This window comes from Actinokineospora auranticolor (assembly GCF_002934265.1).
Lineage (GTDB): Bacteria > Actinomycetota > Actinomycetes > Mycobacteriales > Pseudonocardiaceae > Actinokineospora > Actinokineospora auranticolor.
Window position 1 is genome coordinate 22,618 of sequence record NZ_PTIX01000032.1, and the last position, 19,313, is coordinate 41,930.

At 73.5% G+C, this 19,313-nt stretch carries 19 protein-coding genes, 1 pseudogene and 1 riboswitch; of the genes and pseudogenes, 3 read left to right on the forward strand and 17 right to left on the reverse strand.

Annotated features, from left to right (window positions below):
- Positions 1–313 precede the first annotated feature (313 nt).
- Both CLV40_RS33400 and CLV40_RS33405 read right to left on the reverse strand, forming a co-directional pair.
- Positions 314–1,066, reverse strand: a complete 753-nt coding sequence (locus CLV40_RS33400; protein ID WP_104483018.1) for an adenosylcobinamide-GDP ribazoletransferase — start codon at positions 1,064–1,066, stop codon at positions 314–316.
- The gene (locus CLV40_RS33405; RefSeq protein WP_104483019.1) at positions 1,063–1,602 is read right to left on the reverse strand and encodes a bifunctional adenosylcobinamide kinase/adenosylcobinamide-phosphate guanylyltransferase; all 540 of its coding nucleotides are present in this window, start codon (positions 1,600–1,602) and stop codon (positions 1,063–1,065) included. Before CLV40_RS33405 ends, CLV40_RS33400 begins: the two co-directional genes overlap by 4 nt.
- A gap of 42 nt (positions 1,603–1,644) precedes the next feature.
- Here CLV40_RS33405 and cobF point away from each other — a divergent pair, with 42 nt between their 5' ends.
- The gene (gene cobF / locus CLV40_RS33410) at positions 1,645–2,418 is read left to right on the forward strand and encodes a precorrin-6A synthase (deacetylating) (protein ID WP_104483020.1); all 774 of its coding nucleotides are present in this window, start codon (positions 1,645–1,647) and stop codon (positions 2,416–2,418) included.
- On the opposite strand, the gene CLV40_RS33415 is transcribed toward cobF, so the two are convergent.
- Positions 2,381–3,352, reverse strand: a complete 972-nt coding sequence (locus tag CLV40_RS33415; RefSeq protein WP_104483021.1) for a LysR family transcriptional regulator — start codon at positions 3,350–3,352, stop codon at positions 2,381–2,383. The genes cobF and CLV40_RS33415 overlap by 38 nt on opposite strands.
- A 119-nt stretch (positions 3,353–3,471) precedes the next feature.
- Between CLV40_RS33415 and CLV40_RS33420 the strand changes: the two genes are divergently transcribed.
- Positions 3,472–4,449 (forward strand): M64 family metallopeptidase, encoded by a 978-nt coding sequence (locus CLV40_RS33420; protein WP_104483022.1) that lies wholly within the window; start codon positions 3,472–3,474, stop codon positions 4,447–4,449.
- Here CLV40_RS33420 and CLV40_RS33425 read toward each other — a convergent pair.
- From CLV40_RS33425 to CLV40_RS33490, 14 genes are all read right to left on the reverse strand, one after another.
- Positions 4,439–5,212 (reverse strand): ECF transporter S component, encoded by a 774-nt coding sequence (locus CLV40_RS33425; protein WP_219824181.1) that lies wholly within the window; start codon positions 5,210–5,212, stop codon positions 4,439–4,441. The two genes, CLV40_RS33420 and CLV40_RS33425, sit on opposite strands and share 11 nt — an antisense overlap.
- Positions 5,209–6,816, reverse strand: a complete 1,608-nt coding sequence (locus CLV40_RS33430) for an ABC transporter ATP-binding protein (RefSeq protein ID WP_104483024.1) — start codon at positions 6,814–6,816, stop codon at positions 5,209–5,211. The genes CLV40_RS33425 and CLV40_RS33430 overlap by 4 nt, the downstream gene beginning before the upstream one ends.
- Complete coding sequence (locus CLV40_RS33435; protein ID WP_104483025.1) at positions 6,813–7,874, reverse strand: energy-coupling factor transporter transmembrane component T; 1,062 nt, start codon at positions 7,872–7,874, stop codon at positions 6,813–6,815. Before CLV40_RS33435 ends, CLV40_RS33430 begins: the two co-directional genes overlap by 4 nt.
- Positions 7,871–8,719, reverse strand: a complete 849-nt coding sequence (locus tag CLV40_RS33440) for a hypothetical protein (RefSeq protein WP_219824182.1) — start codon at positions 8,717–8,719, stop codon at positions 7,871–7,873. Before CLV40_RS33440 ends, CLV40_RS33435 begins: the two co-directional genes overlap by 4 nt.
- On the reverse strand, positions 8,716–9,165 hold the full coding sequence (locus CLV40_RS33445; protein WP_181043905.1) for a hypothetical protein: 450 nt from the start codon (positions 9,163–9,165) through the stop codon (positions 8,716–8,718). Before CLV40_RS33445 ends, CLV40_RS33440 begins: the two co-directional genes overlap by 4 nt.
- Entirely contained in the window at positions 9,162–10,373 is a 1,212-nt protein-coding gene (locus CLV40_RS33450) for a prenyltransferase/squalene oxidase repeat-containing protein (RefSeq protein ID WP_181043906.1), read from the reverse strand. Before CLV40_RS33450 ends, CLV40_RS33445 begins: the two co-directional genes overlap by 4 nt.
- Before the next feature lie 129 nt (positions 10,374–10,502).
- A riboswitch (cobalamin riboswitch) is annotated at positions 10,503–10,620 on the reverse strand.
- Between the two features lie 7 nt (positions 10,621–10,627).
- Positions 10,628–11,038, reverse strand: coding sequence for a hypothetical protein (locus tag CLV40_RS33455; RefSeq protein WP_104483026.1), 411 nt, complete (start codon positions 11,036–11,038; stop codon positions 10,628–10,630).
- Positions 11,039–11,167: 129 nt separating this feature from the next.
- Positions 11,168–11,380 (reverse strand): hypothetical protein, encoded by a 213-nt coding sequence (locus CLV40_RS33460; protein ID WP_104483027.1) that lies wholly within the window; start codon positions 11,378–11,380, stop codon positions 11,168–11,170.
- Between the two features lie 83 nt (positions 11,381–11,463).
- Positions 11,464–13,005, reverse strand: a complete 1,542-nt coding sequence (locus CLV40_RS33465; RefSeq protein ID WP_104483028.1) for a fused response regulator/phosphatase — start codon at positions 13,003–13,005, stop codon at positions 11,464–11,466.
- A complete protein-coding gene (locus CLV40_RS33470; protein ID WP_219824183.1) occupies positions 13,002–14,741 on the reverse strand; it encodes an ATP-binding response regulator in 1,740 nt (579 codons plus the stop codon). Before CLV40_RS33470 ends, CLV40_RS33465 begins: the two co-directional genes overlap by 4 nt.
- Positions 14,738–15,760 (reverse strand): ATP-binding SpoIIE family protein phosphatase, encoded by a 1,023-nt coding sequence (locus tag CLV40_RS33475; protein ID WP_245931732.1) that lies wholly within the window; start codon positions 15,758–15,760, stop codon positions 14,738–14,740. Before CLV40_RS33475 ends, CLV40_RS33470 begins: the two co-directional genes overlap by 4 nt.
- On the reverse strand, positions 15,757–16,167 hold the full coding sequence (locus tag CLV40_RS33480; protein ID WP_104483030.1) for an anti-sigma regulatory factor: 411 nt from the start codon (positions 16,165–16,167) through the stop codon (positions 15,757–15,759). The genes CLV40_RS33475 and CLV40_RS33480 overlap by 4 nt, the downstream gene beginning before the upstream one ends.
- Complete coding sequence (locus CLV40_RS33485; RefSeq protein WP_104483031.1) at positions 16,164–16,532, reverse strand: STAS domain-containing protein; 369 nt, start codon at positions 16,530–16,532, stop codon at positions 16,164–16,166. The genes CLV40_RS33480 and CLV40_RS33485 overlap by 4 nt, the downstream gene beginning before the upstream one ends.
- Positions 16,533–16,535: 3 nt before the next feature.
- Entirely contained in the window at positions 16,536–17,384 is an 849-nt protein-coding gene (locus CLV40_RS33490) for an STAS domain-containing protein (RefSeq protein WP_104483032.1), read from the reverse strand.
- Between the two features lie 346 nt (positions 17,385–17,730).
- On the opposite strand from CLV40_RS33490, the pseudogene CLV40_RS33495 reads away from it, so the two are divergent.
- Positions 17,731–19,313 (forward strand): annotated as a pseudogene (locus CLV40_RS33495) (phytoene desaturase family protein).

Genomic DNA, 19,313 nt, shown 5'->3' on the forward strand with positions numbered 1-19,313 from the left:
GTGACCAGCTCTGATCATTTTGACCAGCCGTCACTCCCGCGGATTCCGCACCCCGCGACGCGACAAGTCACGATTCGGTCGCTCACGCGATCGAGGGAAAGGAAACGAATTGATCATCACGGGAATGCGCGGTCCGACACACATCGGAGCGATTTCGGCGTAGTCGGCCGACAGCACCCGGGTAAAACCACTCGGACGGGTGGCGCCGAGTCCCCCACGGCGGCGGCCACACCGGCCCAGCGTCACCAAACCCCTCTCTCCACTGTGGACTCACCGGCTTCCGGCGGCCCCACCGGACACATCGGACCCCCGCTCAGACCGCCGCGCACACCACCAAGACCACGGTCGTCGCCACTTCGGCGTTCGCGCCGAAGACGTCCCCGGTGACCCCGCCGAAGCGGCGGACGAGGTGCCGGGTCAGCAGCGCCACCGCGCCCGCGGCCAGGAGCGCGGCCAGCGGCCCCAGCCAGGGCCTGCCGGGCACGACCAGCGGTCCGGCGCAGACCAGCGCGGCCAGCCAGGCCGCCGGGACCGCGGGGTGCTGCGTGCCCGCGACGAGCGCGCCGAAGCCCTCGGGCCGCGCGGGCGGCACGCCCCGGCGGCAGCACCAGGAGAACGCGGCCCGGCCCGCGACGAGGGCGTACACGACCGCGGGCCACCGCGCCGTGCCGCCCAGCGCGCCCAGGGCCACGGCCTGGACGCCGATGGTGATGACCAGCGCGACGGTGGCGAACGCGCCGACGCCGCCGTCCTTCATCACCGCCAAGGCGCGTTCGGATGGGCCGTAGCAGCCGAGGCCGTCGGCGGTGTCGGCCAAGCCGTCGAGGTGCATCCCGCGCGTCAGCAGCGCGGTGGCGCCGACCGCGAGCAGACCGGACATCAGTGGCGGTAGGCCCGCGAGCGACAAGAGGTACAAGAGCGTCGCGACGACGCCACCGAGCAGCACACCGACCACGGGTGCCCAGGTGATGGCGAGACCCCTGGTTCGCGCGTCCGTGCCGTCCTGGTGGATCGGGAACGTGGTGAGCCAGTGCAAGGCGAGCCGCGCGCCCGCGAGGTGGCTCATCCGCGCAGCCGCAGCGGGATCCCGGCGACGAGCAGCAGCACCTCGGCGCAGTGCGCGGCGACGGCGGCGTTGAGCGCGCCCAACTCGTCCCGGAATATCCGGCCCGCACGGGTCGAGGGGATGACCCCGAGCCCGACCTCGGCGGAGACGAGCACCAGGCGGGCGGGGCAGGCGGCGACCGCGGCGGCGAGGTCGACGCGGGCCTCGGCGGCCTCGGGGCCGCGGGTCCAGCCCACGTCGTCGAGGACGCCGGTGAGCCAGGTGGCGAGGTCGTCGACCAGCAGCGGCGGGTCGTCGGGTCGGGCGGCGCGCAGCCGGGCGGGCAGGTCGGCGCGGGCCGGGACCTCGACCGTGCGCCAGTGCGCGGGCCTGCGCGCGACGTGGTCGGCGATGCGCGCCGACCACTCGGTGTCGGCGGGGTCGCGGCGGGCGGTGGCCAGGTAGTCGACGGGGCCGTCGCCGGTCAGCAGGCCCTCCGCGTGGGCCGACTTGCCGGACCGGGCACCGCCGAGCACCAGCGTCCGGGGGGTGGTCATGGCCCCATCTAACCGGGGTCCACCGGCGGTTAGGGTCACGGCATGAGTGAGGCGACGCGGGTGGCGGTCATCGGGATCGGGGCCGGTGACCCCGGTCACGTGACGGTGGCGGCGGTGGAGGCGCTCAACCGGGCGGACGTGTTCTTCTTCCTGGACAAGGCGGACGCGGCGATCGAGCTGTCCGAACTGCGACAGGCGATTCTGGACGTTCACGTGCCCGGTAAGGGCTACCGGCTTGTCCGCACCCCGGATCCGGAGCGGTTGCGCACGGAGGCCGGTTACCCGGAAGCGGTGGAGGACTGGCGGAAGCGGCGCGCGGACGTGTGCGAGCGGATGATCGCCGAGAACCTGCGTCCCGGTGAGACGGGCGCGTTCCTGGTGTGGGGCGACCCTTCGCTCTACGACAGCATCATCTCCGTCGTCGACGACATCCGGGCGCGGGGCGCGCTGGCGTTCGAGGTCGAGGTGCTGCCGGGGATCAGCAGCGTGTCCGCGCTCGCCGCGCGGTGCCGTACGACGCTCAACCAGGTCGGCGGGGCCGTGCAGGTGACCACGGGCAGGCGGTTGGCCCAGGGTTGGCCGGAGGGTGTGGACGACGTCGTTGTGATGCTCGACGCGCGGGACGCCTACCTGGAGCTGGCGGACGACCCCGACCTGCACATCCACTGGGGTGCGTACGTGGGCACGCGGGACGAGGTCGTCATCTCCGGGCCGCTGGCCGAGGTGGCCGAGCGGATCCGGGACACCCGCGCGGCGGCCCGGCGGGAGAAGGGCTGGATCATGGACACGTACCTGCTGCGGCGGGCGCGGGGGTAGCCGGGTCGAGCCGGTCAGGGCACCTGGCGTGCCTGCGGGCGTAGTCGCGGTACGCCTCGCGGGCGAACCCGAGCATGGCGTCGGCGTGGTCGGCCAGCGGCCCGTCGCGGCGGCAGAGGAGCACGTGCCGCATGCGCACGGGCGCGCCCGCGAGGGGCCGGACGACGATGCCGTCGCCGCCGCGGTAGACGGCCTGGCAGGCGGTGACGGCGTGGCCCGCCGCGACGAGTTCGTGGATGGATTCGGCGCTCGCCGAGGTGTAGTGGACGCGCGGGGTGAACCCGGCGCGCACGCAGGCGGTGTGGAAGCAGTCGGGCCAACCGGCGCCATCGGACGGTGTCATCGCCCATGTGCGTTCCGCGAGCTCGGTTAGCGCTACCTCGTCACGGTCGGCTAAGAGGTCGTTCGGTGCCAAGGCAACGAAAACCGGCTCATCGGCGATGACCGCGCACTGTATGTCCGATGTGGACTCCAGTTCGTAGCCGGGGTAGTCGACCGTGGCCGCCGCTTCGAGCCTGCCCGCGGCGACCAGGTCCCACAGCAGCCGGGGCGAGTACTCCATGGTCAGGCGCACCTCGACGGCGGGCAGGCGGTCGACCACGCGCGCGGCCAGGCCCACCGAGACCGAGCCGACCGCGCCGCCGATGGCGACGACGGGCGCGTCCGCGTCGGTGAAGCGGGCCACGCCGCGGCCCAGGTCGTCGACGCCGTGCAGGATCGCGCGGGCGCGCAGCAGCACGAAGTCGCCCACGCGCGTGGAGACCATCCCGCGCGGACCGCGAGTGAACAGCGGTACCCCGATTTCCTGCTCGACGCGTTTGAGGCGGGCGGTGAGGGCGGGTTGGGACAGGCGCAGGACGGCGGCGGCGCGGGTGAGGCTGCCGGTGTCGGCTATCGCGCAGAGCGTCCGCAGATGGCGTAGCTCCAGGTCCATCCGGTGAGCGTAGTGGGGGTTCGCGCGCGCGAGCCATAGATCGGCGGTATGGAAGCCGCTATTACCCCGGTGCGGGAAGGGCGGGCGATAGTGGCGTTCCCTGCCTGGATCGGAGAGAGATGCGTACGGTTCCCCTGCTCGCGGCGGTGGTCCTCGCGGCCGCGATGGTCGGTGTGCACACGGCCGATGCCGCGCAAGACGCGAATTCCCAGCCGCCCACGTACTCAACTGTGAAAGAGGTCTTCTCCCCCGACGGCACCATCACCCGCACACGGGTGACGCTTCCCGTGCCCACGGAGTCGTTCGCGCCCGTAGTGGCGGATGTGGTGCCGGTGCAGCAGACCGGTCCGTCGAGTTCGCGGTTCGACCTGGTTTTCGTCGGCGACGGGTACACCGCCGCTGAGATGGCGACCTACCACCAGCACGTGGTGAACCGGTGGAACGAGCTGACCCAGGTCGAGCCGTTCCGGTCGATGAAGGGCTCGTTCAACGTGTGGCAGGTCAACGTGGTGTCGCCGGAGTCCGGTGTGGACAACGAACCGTCGAGGGGCGTGCGGCGGAACACCGCGCTGGACATGTACTTCTGGTGCGACGACATCGAGCGGCTGCTGTGCGTCGACGAGGCCAAGGCGAAGCGGTACGCGGCGCTGGCACCCGCGGTGGACCAGGTGCTGGCGGTGGGCAACAGCACCAAGTACGGCGGCGCGGGCGGCGGTGTGGCCACGTCCTCGGGTGGCAACGCGCAGTCCGGGCAGGTCGTGGCGCACGAGTTGGGGCATTCGATCGGTGGGCTGGCCGACGAGTACGACGTGCCGAACGACCTGTACACCGGCCGGGAGCCGCAGGAGGCGAACGTGTCGGTGTACTCGAGTTCGTCGATGGCCCGGTATCGGACGAAGTGGTACTCGTACCTCGGTAAGCCGTCTCCGGACGGTGGGGTGGTGGGTACCTTCCAGGGCGCCTACTACTACAAGCGCGGCATCTACCGTCCGACGGAGAACTCGTTGATGCGCACCCTGGGGCGCCCGTTCAACCTCATCGGGTTGGACGCGATGAAGGCCGCTATCGCCAAGAAAGCGCCCGGGGTCAGGGGATGAACTCGGCGCGGCGGGCCGCGCGGCGGAACACGCGCAGCAGCACCGGTCCGGTGACCAGCACCAGCACCACGGTGGTGATGGCCCGTCCGAGGTCCCAGCCCAGCGAGGTGGCGAGGGAGAACAGGACCAGCCGGGTGAGGTTGTCCTCGACCGGCGCGCCGGGCTGGAACGACAGCGAGGTCCCCTCCCCCAGCGTGAACGGCCAGAACGACAGGTTGAGCAGCAGTCCGTACAGCAGGCCCGCGGCGGCGCCGTAGCCTGCCAGCAGCAGCGGTTCGAGGCGCCCGGTCGCCCTCGGCAGCAGCCCCGCGCCGAGGGCGACCCAGGCGGCGCCGAGCATCTGGTACGGCAGCCACGGGCCGACGCCGCCGGTGAGCAGCGCGGAGGCGAACAGGGTGGTGTTGCCGAGCACGAAGCCGAACCCGGGGCCGAACACGCGGCCCGCGAGGACCATGAGGAAGAAGACGGTCTCGATGCCCGCCGTGCCCGCGCCCAGCGGCCGGATGGCGGCGCCGAGCGCGCTGAGCACGCCGAGCATGGCCACGGCCTTGGCGTCCATGCCGCCGTCGGCCAGTTCGGCCAGCACGACGGCCAGCGACACCGGGAGCAGCAGCGCGAACACCAGCGGCGCGTCGGTGCCGTGCGCGAGGCCCGCGCCGGGGCCGACGACCAGCGGCCAGCAGAACGCGACCAGGCCGAGGACGCCCGAGAGCGCCAGCGCGACCGCCGAGCGCGGTCCGACGCGGACCGGTGGCGCGCTCACCGGGTGGCCAGGGCGGTCTCGACGGCGGCGACGGTCAGCCACGGTCGGGGCGCGAGGACCTTGGCGACCTGGGGTGCGAAGACCGGGGACGACGTGACGACCTGCTCCACCGGGCCGTCCGCCACGATCTCGCCGTCCGCGGTCACGACGACGCGGGTGGCGACCTCGGCGACGAACTCGACATCGTGGGTGGCGAGGACGACGGCGTGGCCGTCGCGGGACAAGGCGCGCAGTGCCTCGGCGAGGCGGGTCTTGGCCGGGTAGTCCAGTCCGCGCGTCGGTTCGTCCAGCAGCAGCACGTCCGGCGACGGGGTCAGGGCGATTCCCAGGACGAGGGCGAGGCGTTGACCTTCGGACAGGTCGCGGGGATGGCGGTCGTCCGGGATGCCCGGGGCCAGTGAGTCCACCAGGGCGCGGCAGGTGCCCTCGGGTCTACCGGACTCGGTGTCGGCTTGGGCGCATTCGGTGGCGACCGTGTGCAGGTAGAGCAAATCCGCCGGTTGTTGGGGAACCATGCCTATCTTGGCGCGACGAGCGGGGGGCTTCAGTTTCGCCGGGTCGGCGCCATCGACCACTACGGCGCCACCGGAGCGTTTGCCGCTGCCTTGCAGTGCCCACAGCAGGCTCGACTTGCCGGAGCCGTTGCGGCCCATGACCGCGACCCGCTCCCCCGTCGTCACCTTGAGGTCTACTCCGCTGACGGCGGTGGTGTTGCCGTAGCGCACGGTTACGCCTGTCGCGGCCAGGATCTCTCTACCGCTCACGGATTCCGACACCGGCGGTGTGATCGGCTCCAGTCGTTCCCGCAGTGGCCCGGCGAGCCTGCGGGCGTCGCGGATCGACACCGGCGGCGGTGACCAGCCGGCGAGTTGGCCGAGTCGCACGACCGGTGGCGCTACCGGCGCCTCGGCGAGCACGGTCCCGGGATCACCGTCGACCGGGGCCGCGCCGCCGCCCGGCAACCAGATCACGCGGTCGGCGTACTGGGCGACGCGTTCCAGGCGGTGTTCGGCGACGAGCACGGTCATGCCCAGGTCGTGGACGAGCCGGTGCACGGCGGCCAGCACGTCCTCGGCCGCGCCCGGGTCGAGCGCGGAGGTCGGTTCGTCGAGGACGAGGACGCGGGGGTGCGCGGTGAGCGCCGCGCCGATCGCGACCCGCTGCTGCTGCCCGCCGGACAGGGTGGCGAGCGCGCGGCCGCGCAGGTCCGCGAGCCCGAGCAGGTCGACGGTCTCCTCGACCCGTTTGCGCATCACCGTTTCCGGCACCGCCAGCGACTCCATGGAGTACGCCAGTTCCTCCTCGACCGAGTCGGTGACGAATCCCGCCACCGGGTCTTGGCCGACCAGGCCGACGACGTCGGCCAGTTCTCGTGGTGGGTGCGTGGCGGTGTCGCGCCCGTCGACAACAACGCGACCGGTGAGCTTGCCGCCGGTGAAGTGCGGCACCAACCCGTTGACCGCTCGAAGCAAGGTGGACTTACCCGCGCCGGTACTGCCCACTACGAGGCAGAGTTCACCCTCCGGCACGAACAGGTCTATCCCGCTCAAGGTGGGCCTGTCCGCGCCGTTGTACGTCACGGACACGTTGTCGAACCGGATCACGAGCGCGTCTCCCGTCGAACGAGCGCCACGGGCAGCAGCGCGATCAGCACACCCGCCGACGGCAGCAGCGGTAGGTCCGGGAAGGACAGGGGTGAGGTGGTCGGCACCAGGTCCGCCGTGCCCAGGGAATCGGCCACGATCGTCACCGCGCCGGCGGCGAGCCCGGAGCACGCGATGAGGACGGAGCGGACGGTCCACTTGTCCGGTCGGTACCGCGTGCGGCGCACCCGGCGGGAGCCGATCAGCAGTCCGGTCACCGCGAGCAGCACCCCGAGCAGGAGCGTCGGCGCGCCGATGATCGCCGGGGCGGCCGAGTCCAGCAGCCCGTAGGCGCCGACGCACAGGCCGATCAGGCCGCCGAAGACCAGCAGCGCCGTCAGGACGCGGGTCCGGCGCGGCAGTCCGGCCGTGCGGCCGTAGCCCCGGGAGTCCATGGCGGCGGCCAGGTGCAGCGAGCGGTCGAGGCCGTCCTCCAGCACCGGTACGAGCAGGGTCCGGATCGCGCGGCGGCCACGCGCGGGGTCACCGCGCAGCATCCGGGCGCGGCGCACCGACCGCGCGGACACCGCCAGCTGCGGTGCCAGCGTCAACGCGACCACGACCGCGGCGCTGACCTCGTAAAGCGCGGCGGGGACCGATTTGAGCAGCCTGCGCGGGTCGGCGAGCGCGTTCGCGGCGCCGACGCAGCAGAGCAGCGTGGCCAGCTGCAACCCCAGGTACAGCGCGTGCGCGAGCCCCTCGGCGGTGACCGGGCCGCCGATCCGGATGCCCGCCGCCCAGTCCGGCAGCGGGATCTCCGGCAGGGTGAACAGCACGGTGGTGCCCGTGAAGCCGCCGACGAGGACGTGGAACACCAGCCGGATGCCGAGCACGGCGAGCCCGAGTTTGAGGAACATCCCGTACGCCGACGACCAGGGCGCGGCGGCGCGGCAGGTGACCGCGACGAACCCCGCCACGGCCGCGACGAGGGCCAGCAGCACGGGGTTGGTGGTGCGACTGGCGACGACCGCGAGTCCCAACGCCCACAACCACCACGCCCCGGAGTGCGTTCGGGTCACAGATCCTCTCGCGCTCTCCGACGCCGCGCGGTGATGGCGGCCAGGGCCGCGAGCACGACAACCACGATCCCGGCGACGATGACCGCCGTGGAGCTACCGGACTCCGCGCCCGCCGTGGGTTGCGGTGGGGGCGGCACCGTCTCGGATGGGGCTACCGGTGCCGGTATGGCTTCCGCTGACGGTGACTGCGACGGCGGCGGGGAGGATTCCGACGACGACGGCGTTGAGGATGGCGGTGTGCTCGGTGGTGGCGCGGGTGCCGCTGTCGTTGTCGTGACGGGAGGTTGTACGGCGGCGGGAGCGGCGGGTTTGCCCGCTGCGGTGGCGGGAGGGGCCTGCACGGCCGTAGTTGTCGGGTTCGCCGCGGGCGGCGGGACCGCGGGTGCGGCCGGGGGTGCCATGGCGGGCGCCGCGCCCGCGCCGAACGACCACCCCTCGACAGTGCCCGCGCCGGGGTCGCGGTTGCCCGCCCCCTTGGTGCTGTAGGTCCAGGTCCCCCCGCGCGGGGCGTGCCAGTACGACCAGTACGCGTTGCCCGGTGAGGCGTTGACGCACGGGTCCGCGTCCGGGGCGGGGCGGTTGTCGATGCGGCACACGAAACCGGGCTGCCGGGTGGGGAACGTGTAGCCGAACCCGGCGTCCGCCAACGCCGCGAGTCCGCTCGCGGGATCGCCCGGCGCGCACCGGGTCTGCACCCCGCCGCCGAGCGAGCCGAAGTCGACGACAACGGTCACCCCGGAGGCACCGCACGCCGCCGCCGACGCCGGTACCGCGCCGCCGACCAGCCCCGCCGCCGCCAAGAGGGCGGCGGCGAGGGCGGTGCGCAGGCCCGACCGTGCGGTCACGGGGCCTGGCCGGGAGCGGTGCCCGCGCCGAAGGCCCAGCCCTCGACCGTGCCGGGGGCGGGGTTGTAGGCGCCCGCGCCACTGGTGCTGTAGGTCCACGAGCCGCCCGGGGTGCCGTGCCAGTAGGACCAGTAGGCGGTGACCGGGGCGCCGTTGCACGGGTTGGGCTTGGTGTTGATCTGGCACACGAAGCCCGGTTGGCGCGGGACGAACCCGTAGGTGAACCCGGCGCCGGTGAGCGCGGCCAGGCCGGACGCGGGGTCGCCGAGCGCGCAGGCGGTCTGGATGGTGCCGCCTACGGCGGTGAAGTCGACGATCACGGTGACGCCGGACGTGCCGGAGCACGCGGCGGCTTGCGCGGGTGCCGCGCCGAGCGCGGTGGTGACGGCCGCGGTGAGGCCTACCGCCGCCGCTGCGGCGGTTCTGCGGAGTACGGCGGTCTTCACTTGTTACCTCCATGTGGGACACGGCGACGGGACACGAGGACAAGGCCGGTTCCGGTCAGCAGCAACAGGACTCCGACCCAGACCCCGGCGGTGGGCTGGAATCCGGTGGCGGCCAACGGAGGCGTGCGCGATCCGGCGGGCAGCGGCGCGGCGGCCGAGGTGGTGGTCGTCGTGCCACTGGCGGTTGTGGTCGTAGTAGTAGGCGCGGTCGTGGTGGTGGTCGGCGTGGGGCAGTCCACAGTGGGCAACGCGGCGGTGGCGCCGTCGGCGGTGATGTCGGCGAAGCTCACCCCGGCGATACCGGGGATGGCCTGGGCCGCGGCACGGGCGGCGGTGGCCGCGTCGAACTCGGACGCGTTGTGCGGGATCGCGCCGCGGTCGGCTTCCGGGCGGTCGCAACCGACCTGGAGGGTGACCAGGAACGCGACGGCCTTGTCCGCTTCGGCGGTGCGACCGCCCGCGCGCAACGCCTGTGCGGCCAGGCCGGTGCTGTTGGAGTTCTCGATGCCGCCGTCGAGGAAGGAGCCGTTGGGTCGCTGGTTGGCGACCAGCCAGTCCAGCCCCTTGGTCGCGGGCTGCGCGCGCCCGGCGGCCAGCAGCGCCTGCACGGTGATCGCGGTGCCGTCCACGTCGGGCAGGCAGGTCGCCTCCTCGAACGGGACCGGGAAGCCGCCGTCGGGACAGGCGGCGCCCGCGAGGTAGTCGACCGCGAGGTCAGGCAGTTCGCCCGCACGCTTGAGGGTCAGCACGGCCAGTGCCTGGCTGAAGGTGCTCGTCTGGTCGCCGTATTTCGTGGCGTCCGCGAACCGGCCGGTCCGCGCGTCCATCAGCGCCAGCAGTCGGGCGTGCAGGTCGATCCCGCCGAAGGTCTTCGGGTCGATGCCCTGTGCCTGGGCCACAAGGCCGAGTTTGGCCAGCGGGCCGACGTAGGACTCACCGCCGCCGGGGAAGGCGTAGTAGGTGGCGTTGGCCGGGACGGCGAGGAACGCGGTGGCCTTCTCCGCCGCGCCCTTGGCCACGCCCGCCGCGTCGAGCGCGAGGACGACGTCGGCGGTCAGGCCGTGGTCCGGCATGCCGGGGACGCCCGGGGTGTCGATGTACTCGCCGTCGACCAGCTGCCTGGCCAACCACCCGGCGGCCGTGTCGTCGGCGGTGACCGCCGCCTGGGCGGGGGCCGTCGCGGTGACCGTGACCGCGACCGCGAACACCGTGGCCGTGATCCTCCGGCCTAAACCCATTCTCCTACGCCTCTCGCGCTCGCGGCGGCGTGGGAACCCGGACCCGCGCGACAACGGCGGGGAGCGTCCAGGCTCCGACCCGCTGTCCTCGACGGTGTGCGGAGCAGACCGCGCCCAGCGGGTATTCGGGCTCACCACCGTCTCTCGGTGGCCTACCGTTGCGGGACAGCGCCGGATTCCGACCGGACTTCCCCCGACTGGGCACGGGTGCGTTCCGCTCACGATCATGCCGGGCGGGCCGGCGCCGCCGCAAGATCCGAATAGGTCACCCGGCTCACGTGGCCGGGCAGGCGCCCCGCGCGCGGTTGACGGCACGGACGGCGGCGACGCCCACCAGCACGACCGCGGAAAGCCTGAAGCACAACGACTTCACCGCCGACACGGAACCTGACCGCCGTGGCCAGGAGGTCGATCCGGGTGGGGTACGCGGTGATGCCCGCGTCCTCGACGTAGTTCAGCGCGGCGCCCACCAGCGGCAACAACGCGATCCACGCGCGCACCCGCGGCGCGGCGTTGCGCAGGGTGTGACGCAGTCCGAGGGTGAGGGCGGCGGCGAAGGACAGGGCCAACGGGATGTCCAGCAAGAGGATCAGCAGGGGGTCGGTCCGGCCGTCGGCCCGTAGGTGGTCAGCCACGAATAGGCCGTGTCGGCGGCCAAGGCGGCGGCGGTGAGCAACGAGTCGTGGGGGGGTCGCGCAGGTCGAGGGCGCCGGGAGCGGCGAGGGTGGCGACGATCAGCGGGCGCAGCAGCGCGCCCATGAAGATCACGGCGAGCAGCAGCGACTGCCCTCGCGCACGACGCCCGCGCGCTGTCCGGCCGCCATCAGGTCCCCCACGATCTCCACGGGGTGCTGGAAGCCCGGGGGCAGGCTCGGGTGGAACGACGAGGTGTTCAGCACGGTGACGGTGAACGCCTCGGGGTCGCGCCGGTAGGCGGCCGCGGCGGTGATCTCGTCCCGCCTGCTCGCTCGGGGCACGACACCTCCCGGAGGTGAAGGTGAATGTTCACTCTCGCCGTAGCACTGAACCACCCCGAACCGACCGGGGTGATTCAGTGGGCTCAGTCGCGGCGCAGGACGAGGAGCGCGATGTCGTCGTCCTTGTCCTGGCCGAAGTCGGCGAGCAGGCGCTCGCAGATGGCCTCGGGGGACTCCCCGTGGCGCATCGAGGCGCGCAGCCGCTCCATGTCGGCGTCGAGTGGGACCGTGCGGCGCTCGATGAGGCCGTCGGTCATCAGCACGACCGTGGTGCCCGGGGGCACGTCCACGGTGGTCGCGGGCGGGCGCGGGGTGGCGACGCCCAGCAGCGCCCCGGGCAGCCGCAGGTAGCGGGCGCCGTCGGCGTCGAGGAACAGCGGCGGGATGTGACCGGCGTTGGCCACGGTCGCGCGGCCCGCCACCGGGTCGAGCAGCAGCACACACAGCGTGGTCAGGCCCTCGGGGTGGAAGCGCCGGAGCATCGCGTTGAGGCGTTCCACGATCAGGTCCGGGCCGTGCCCCTCGATCGCGTAGGCGCGCAGCGCGTGCCGCACCTCCCCCATGATCGTCGCGGCCTCGATGGAGTGGCCGGTGACGTCGCCGATCGCCACCAGCAGCCGGTCGTCGAGCTCGGCGACCTCGTAGAAGTCGCCGCCCACCTGGGCCACCGTGGACGCGGGCACGTACCGGGCGGCCATGGTGACGCCCGGGCGGCGCGGCAGCACGCTGGGCAGCAGGCTGCGCTGGAGCGCCAGGGCGACGTCGTGCTCGTCGGTGAACGCGCGCAGCCCCTCCGCCGCGACCGCCGTGGCCAGCCCCAGCTGCACCAGCAGGTCCCGTTCCTCCGGCGCCCCCACGGCCGCCTCCGGCACCGCGACGCAGGTCACGGGGCACTCGGGCTTGGTCCTCGACAGCGCGGCGCACAGCCCGCCGGGCAGCGCTCGCACGGCCGAGGTGACGCCGTCGGGCAGGTGCTCGTCGGCGAGCGCGGTCGCCCCGTGCGGCGCGAGCGCCACCGGCCCGCCGGGGCCGGGGGTGCTCCCCCACAGCTCAGCGCCGTCGCGCAGCCGAACGAGCACGGTCGCGCCGCTGCCGAGCACGGCGGCGGCCCCCCGGGTGGCGGCGGTGACCAGGGCCGGGAAGGTGCGCGCCGCGTTGACCTCCAGGCTGGCCGCGGTGAGCCGGGACAGCCGGGCGGCCAGGTTCTCGGCGGCGGCCCGCGCCCGGTAGTAGCGCAGCGCGGCCTTGACGGTGGCCAGCAGCTCACCCGGGTCGACGGGTTCGGACAGGTACGCGTCGGCGCCGCGGGTCAGGCCCGCCGCGCGGTCGCTGGCCTCGATGTGGCTCGCCGAGACGTGCACGACCGGCACCACCGCGGTCGCCGGGTCGCTCTTGATCACCTCGCACACCTCGAACCCGCTCATGTCCGGCAGGTTCACGTCGAGGATCACCAGGTCGACGCCGTCGCGCACGCGGGCGAGCGCGCTCGCGCCGGTGTCCGCCTCGATGATCTCGTGGCCGTTGCGGCGCAGCCAGCCACCGGTGATCATGCGGCTGGCCTCGGTGTCGTCTACCACCAGGATGCGGGCCGGGCGGTCTTGGTCGTCGAAGGGCCGGGCGGTCATGACCCGGCGACCAGCTCGGTGGTGGCCGGGTCGACCGCGGCCAGGGCGCGGTGGATGCCGTCGCGGACGGACTCGGTGGACAGCTGCGAGGTGCGCAGCACGGCGACGCCGCTGTGCCGGTCGCGGTGGTCGGCGGACTCCAGCGCGAGCACCGGGGTGGCGACCAGCCGGGGGTCGCGGCGCATGCCCTCCAGGCAGTCGTCGGCGTGCGGGGCGGCCAGGTCGAGCACGAGCAGCCCGGGCGGTTCCGCGGCGGCCATCAGCACGGCGCCCGCGCCGTCGGAGGTCTCCCGCACGGATCCGACGAGCGGACCGACCACAGTGGTCAGTCGGGCACGGAGCGTGTCGTCCGCGGTGACCAGCAGCGCCGATCGGGGACGGGCCTGGGGACGCGGGGCCCGCAAAGGAAGTCGCACGGTCACCAGCGTGCCCCGCCCGGGCGTGCTCCGCAGATCGAGTGAACCGCCGAGCACCTCGATCAGTCCCTTGGCGTACGGCAGCCCGAGGCCGGTGCCCGCGCTCTTGGCCTGCAACGGGCCGGGCACCTGGTGGAACTCCTCGAAGACCTTGTCGACGTGCTCGGCGGGGATGCCGATGCCGGTGTCGGCGACGGTGAACTCCCAGTGCTCGCCGTCGCACGCGGCGGTGACCCGGACCTCGCCGCGCTCGGTGAACTTGAGCCCGTTGGACACCAGGTTGCGCAGGACGTGCCCGAGCAGCGTCTCGTCGGTGCGCGGCGGCGGCGCGTCGGGCAGGTCGTCGATCACCAGCGCCACCGCGCTGTCGCGGGTGATGGGCAGGAAACCGTCGCGCAGCCGGGCGAGCAGCAGCCGCGGGTCGACCTCGGTGTAGCGGGGTTCGAGCCTGCCGGACTCCGCCTTGGCCACGTCCAGCAGGTCGTTGACCAGGGTGAGCAGCGCGGTGCCGGAGCCGGTGATCACCTCCAGCTGCCTGCGCTGGTCGGCGGTGAGCGGGTCGGCGCCGGGGCCGAGCAGCAGCCGCGCGAGGCCGACGATCGAGTTGACCGGGGTGCGGACCTCGTGGCTCACATTGGACCAGAACCGGTTCTTGGCCTCGCTTGCTCGTCGCAGCTCGATACCCGTCTGGTCCAGTTCGGCATAGAGAGCCACCACGCCGCGGTTAGTCTCGTCGAGCTCTTCGGTCAACTCGCCATAGAGCGCGACAACACCGCGGTTGGTCTCTTCCAGTTCCGCGTTGAGGGTGAGTAGTTCCTCTTGCTTGCGCTCGAGGCTTTCCAACGTCAGAAGAAGTTCTTCGTTCTGCGCGCGCAGCTCGTCCGCAGCGTTGGTCTCCCCCAGACTGCCAAGAGCATCACGCAGCCGTACAAGTTCGTCTTGGCCCGGGTAGCCCATTCCGGCCGGGAGGCGTTTGGACACGCGCACCTCGACCCGGCCCCGGAAGTTCACGACGCACACCTCGTCGAGCAGGCGTTCGGCGGTGGCCCAGCCGGGTTCGTCCACCGGCAGCCGGTCGACGCCGGTGCGCAGCCGCACGGTCAGCGCGGGCGAGGGCGCCGAGGTCACCGCGAACGCCGCCACCACCACGCGCTTCCCGGTGAGCAGCACGCGGCCCAGGTCGCTGAGCGCGGTGGCCACCCGGATCTGGTCCTGGGCCTCCAACCCGACCGCGCGGGCCGCCTCGCGGCCGCGCTGGCGCAGCAGGAACACGTCCTGCTCACCCGCCAGCGTCACCACCAGCAGCTCGTCCGCGCTCATCGCGCACCCGGCTTGGCCACCACCACACTGGCGTCGTCGCGCCGCACACCGGCCTCCCGCAGCAGTTCCAGCCCGATCACCAAGGGGTCGGCCGACCACCGGACAACGGGGTCGACGCCCCAGCGGTCGTTGAGCCCGTCCGAGTGCATCACCACGACGGCACCGGGCGGTAGGTCGTAGGTGAACTCCCGGACCGTACGCGCCTGGTAACCGGCGACACCGGGCAGCGACACCAGGCCGTTCTTGCGCTCGGACACGACCGCGCCCGCGATGTTGCCCACACCCGCGTACCGCAGGGTGCGCGCGGTCGGGTCCAGTTCGGCCACCGCGACCGCGCCGCCGCGGGTGCCCAGCATGGCGGTGTGCAGGCGCCGCACGACCCGCTCGGGCGGCGCCCAGTCGCCGTCGAGGAACGCGCGCACGGCGGCCCGGGACGCCGACGCGGCCAGCGGTCCGTGGCCCGCGCCGTCGCAGAGCATGAGCAGCAGCCGGTCGCCGTCCCGGCGGATGGCGTAGGCGTCGCCGCAGACCTCCTCGCCCGCGATCGGCTTGGTGACGCCGATGGCGAACCCGGGGGTGGGGACGGTGCGGCGGTCCGGGCCGAAGCGGGCGGCGAGGACGGTGCCGTCGGGGGTGGAGCGCAGCGAGCAGACATCGGCGAGCCTGCGCACCGCGCCGAGACCGATGCCCAGCGTGCCGGTGGTGGAGTGGCCGTCCAGGAAAGCCAGTTCCGTGTCCGGGATGCCGGGGCCGTTGTCGACCGCGGCCACCTCGATCTCGGCGTGGTCGGCCGTGCGCAACGCACGCAGCAGCAGCACGCCCTGGTCGGCGTGCTTGCACAGGTTCGTGGCGATCTCCGTCACCGCGATCCCCACCTCGGCGGCGCGGGACCCCGGGAACGCCAACCGCTCGGCGAGGTTCGCCACCGCGCGCCGGGCGGCGCCCACGGCGGACAGCTCCTCCACCGGCAGCCAGATGACGTCCTCCGCGGTGGGCAGGTGGTCGGTCCCCGCGCTCACCGGGACCACTTGACGACGGTCACCGTGGTGCCCTGGCCCGCCCCGGTGTCGAGGGTGAACTCGTCGACCAGCCTGCGCGCGCCGCTGAGCCCCAGGCCCATGCCCCGGCCGCTGGTCCAGCCGTCGGTGAGGGCGAGGTCGACGTCGGGGATGCCGGGGCCGTCGTCCTGGAAGCTGGCGCGCACACCCGACCGCCGCCCCTCGGTGAGGAACTCGACCACCGCCGTGCCACCGCCGCCGTAGGTGAGGGTGTTGCGGGCCAGCTCGCTGGTGGCGGTGACCAGCTTGGTCTGGTCGACCAGCGACAGCTTCGCCTTCTGCGCGTAGGACCGCACCGCCTGCCGGACCCGCACGACGTCCTCGTCGGCGGTGATCGGGATCTCCTCCCGCGCGGCCGGCGGGGTCACCGGTCGGTCCGGTCCCCGAGGGCGGCGAGGATGGCCAGGCCCTTCTCCAGGTCGAGGGCCGTGCGGACCTCGCCGAGGGTCAGACCGAGTTCCACGAGCGTGATCGCGACCGCCGGGCGCATGCCGACCACCACGGTCTCGGCGTCGAAGAGCCGGGAGGTGGCGGCGATGGTGGCGAACATGCGACCGATGAAGGAGTCGACGATGTCGACCGCGGAGATGTCGAGGATGACGCCGCGGGCGCCGGACGAGCAGATCTTCTCGGCCAGGTCCTCCTGCAGCGCGAGCACGTCGCGGTCCTGCAGGTCGATCTGGATGGACGCGAGCAGCACGTCACCGATCTTGAGGATGGGGATGCGTTCCACGGCTCACCCGCGCCCGGAGGAGATGGTGACGCCGGACCGGGTCAGCGCGTGCCGCAGCGCGTCGGCCAGCGTGGCCTTGGTGGTGATGTCGCCGAACTCGATGCCGAGGCCGACGATGGTCTGCGCGATGTGCGGCCGGATGCCCGAGATGGTGCACTCCGCGCCCATCAGCCGGGCCGCCATGACGGTCTTGAGCAGGTGCTGGGCGACCTGGGTGTCCACGGCGAGCACGCCGGTGATGTCGATGATGGCGTGCTCGGCGCCGCTGCCGACCAGCGACTCCAGCAGCTTCTCCATCACGACCTGGGTGCGCGCGGAGTCCAGGGTGCCGACCAGCGGCACGGCCAGCACGCCCTCCCACACCTTGACCACCGGGGTGGTCAGCTCCAGCAGCTGCTCGGCCTGCTCGTCGATGACCTCCTCGCGGGCCTTGGCGTAGGTCTCGAAGGTCAGCAGGCCGAGGGCGTCGAGCAGCAGCGAGAAGGCGAGGACCTCGCGCAGGTCGCCCTCGATCTCGGCGCGGTCGACGAGCTCGAACAGGGCCTGCTTGAGGGTGAACACCCCGACCGCGGTCTCCGTCGGGGTGAACCCGGAGCGGGCGCGGTGGCGCGACATGTCCGACAGCAGGGCCCGGACCTCGGCGTAGGGCTCGGACTGGAGGTCGCGGCTACCGCTCTCGACGGCGGCGACGAGGGCGCGGAAGAGCTCGGTCAGCTCCCGTTCGAGCTCGGCGACGGTGAGCCTGCCGCGCAGTGGCGCGGCGGCCAGCTCGATCCACCGCCTGGTCAGCGCCCCGGTGCCGGCGCGCAGCAGAGCGGCCAGGTTGTCCGTGGGCTCTGGTCCAGTGGTCATGGTGCCTCCTCTTCCGGACGACCGGCGGAGCCTATGCCGCCCGTCGTCCGCCTCGTCGCGCCCGCACCGCCTGTCCGGGCGAGGTAAACCCGACCGTCCACTGACGGGCGCAGGGAGGTCTGCCGACCCACACGGAACCGCCCGTCAGCGGGGGCTGCGTGCTCAACCTCTTCGCCGGTCGGCGCCAGCCTAGTCACCCACTCCGGGGAACCACACGGCGGTGCGAACGTCCGCACGGCGGGTGATCGGACGGGCACGAGGGGGCACCACGCGGGCTCGGCGGGGCCGGGCGTGGTGGTATCTGTGGCATGACGCGGAGCGCGCCCGACCGGGCGGTGGCGGGGCGATGACGGCGGACGCGGTCGTCATCGGCAGCGGGCCCAACGGGCTGGTCGCGGCGAACCTGCTGGCCGACGCCGGGTGGTCGGTCGTGGTCTTGGAGGCGGCCGGCGCGCCGGGCGGGACGGCCCGGACCGCGGCGGTGACCGTGCCCGGGTTCCGCCACGACCTCTACAGCGCCTTCCACCCGCTGGCGGCGGCGTCGCCGGTCATCGGCGACCTCGGCCTGGACGCGTTCGGGCTGCGGTGGCGGCACGCGCCCGCCGTGCTCGCGCACGTGCTGCCGGACGACCGGGCCGTGCTGCTCTCCCGCGACCTGGACCGGGACCGCCGAGTCGGTCGACGCCTTCGCCGCGGGCGACGGGGCCGCGTGCCGGCGGGAGTTCGACCGCTACCGGCTGCTCCGCGACGACCTGCTGGACGCCCTGTTGCGCCCGTTCCCGCCGGTCCGCGCGGGCCTGGGCCTGCTGGGCGCTCGGGGTCGGTGACGCGCTGCGCGCCGCCCGGGTGCTGGCCATGCCGGTGCGCCGCTTCGGCGAAGAGCGGTTCGCCGGTGAGGGCGCGCGGGTCCTGCTGACCGGCAACGCGATGCACGCCGACCTGGGCCCGAACCAGGCCGGTGGCGCGGTGTTCGGCTGGCTGCTGGCGATGCTCGGGCAGGACGTCGGGTTCCCGGCGCCCGAGGGCGGCGCGGGCGCGATCACCGACGCCCTGGTGGCCCGGCTGCGCGCCCGCGGCGGCACGCTGGAGTGCGGGCGCCGGGTGGCGCGGGTGCTGGTCGCGGGCGGCAAGGCGGTCGGGGTGCGGACCGCGGACGGCGACGTGGTGCGCGCGGGGCGGGCCGTGCTGGCCGACGTGCCCGCGCCCGCGCTGTACCTCGACCTGCTCGACCCGGCCGCGCTGCCTGCCCGGTTCGTCGCCGACGTCCGCCGCGTCGACTGGGACGACGCCACGATCAAGCTCGACTGGGCGCTGTCTGGCCCGATCCCCTGGTCGGCCGCGGAGCCGCAGCTGGCCGGGACCGTCCACCTCGGTGTGGACAGCGACGGGTTCGTGGGCGTGGACGCCGACCTGGGCCGGACCCGGGTGCCCGCGGAACCGTTCCTGCTGATGGGGCAGATGACCACGGCGGACCCGACGCGCTCGCCCGCAGGCACCGAGTCGGTCTGGCTCTACAGCCACGTGCCGCGCGGCGGGCACTGGCCGGTCGAGCGGGTCCGCGAGTGGGCCGACCGGGTCGAGGCGGTGGTGGAGCGGCACACGCCGGGGTTCCGCGACCTGGTGGTCGGCCGGGTGGCCTCGGGGCCGCGGGAGTTGGAGGGCGGGAACCCGGGCCTGGTCGGCGGGGCGGTCAACTCGGGTACCGCGGGCGTGCACCAGCAGTTGGTGTTCCGCCCCACACCGGGCCTGGCGCGCGCGGACACGCCGGTGGAGCGCCTGTTCCTGGCGAGCGCGTCGGCGCATCCCGGCGGTGGTGTGCACGGTGCCCCGGGGGCCAACGCGGCGCGTGCCGCGTTGGCGTCGCGGTCTTGGTACGGCCCGGCTTGCCGGGCGGGCATGCGCGCGGTGAGCCGGACCTTGCACGGGTGA

Coding starts and splice junctions, on each gene's coding strand:
- CLV40_RS33400 (WP_104483018.1), bottom strand. CDS start 1,066: ATGAGCCACCTCGCGGGCGCGCGGCTCGCCTTGCACTGGCTCACCACG.
- CLV40_RS33405 (WP_104483019.1), bottom strand. CDS start 1,602: ATGACCACCCCCCGGACGCTGGTGCTCGGCGGTGCCCGGTCCGGCAAG.
- cobF (WP_104483020.1), top strand. CDS start 1,645: ATGAGTGAGGCGACGCGGGTGGCGGTCATCGGGATCGGGGCCGGTGAC.
- CLV40_RS33415 (WP_104483021.1), bottom strand. CDS start 3,352: ATGGACCTGGAGCTACGCCATCTGCGGACGCTCTGCGCGATAGCCGAC.
- CLV40_RS33420 (WP_104483022.1), top strand. CDS start 3,472: ATGCGTACGGTTCCCCTGCTCGCGGCGGTGGTCCTCGCGGCCGCGATG.
- CLV40_RS33465 (WP_104483028.1), bottom strand. CDS start 13,005: ATGACCGCCCGGCCCTTCGACGACCAAGACCGCCCGGCCCGCATCCTG.
- CLV40_RS33470 (WP_219824183.1), bottom strand. CDS start 14,741: ATGAGCGCGGACGAGCTGCTGGTGGTGACGCTGGCGGGTGAGCAGGAC.
- CLV40_RS33490 (WP_104483032.1), bottom strand. CDS start 17,384: ATGACCACTGGACCAGAGCCCACGGACAACCTGGCCGCTCTGCTGCGC.